This is a genomic window from Vibrio sp. 704 (assembly GCF_033339295.1).
Map to the genome: position 1 here is coordinate 1 of NZ_JAWOUH010001102.1, position 501 is coordinate 501.

The 501-nt window shown below is 44.1% G+C and carries 1 pseudogene; it reads left to right on the forward strand.

The window, feature by feature from the left end:
• Positions 1–501 (forward strand): annotated as a pseudogene (locus R7R24_RS30870) (hypothetical protein); the annotation flags it as partial.

Below are 501 nucleotides of genomic sequence, written 5' to 3' on the forward strand. Positions count from 1 at the left end.
AAAGCCGATAAGCCAAACCTGTTGATTCTGTCACAACATTTGCTGTCAGGAGATACCAACCAACAGGTAATAGATGCGCTGGCTTATGCCGAGCAAGCTAAAATTCCGGTTCTATATCTGCATTGGGACGGTGGGCTGACCGATCTTGGCCGAGACATTTTGGCAAAATTCCATGTTGACTACGTGGGGGACAACTATTGGCGTAAGTTAGGTTTGGTCGATTGGGCACCTTCATCACTGATGAACTTTGTGCCAGATTCTGTCATCACGCAACAAGCGTTGTTATCCCGTTTCGAAACTCAAAACTTCAATGTTGATTTGTCCCAATGTGATGATAAATCATGCCCAGAAGTAGCGAACATGGACAGTCAGTTTTACGACGCTGCCAACAGCATTCGCCAATGGCTGAAATCACTTGATGAGCAAAAAATCTCGTTGTTTGAACAAGATGGTTATCAATACGAAAAGCTGATGGTGTTATTGGCGGATCATTATCGTCAA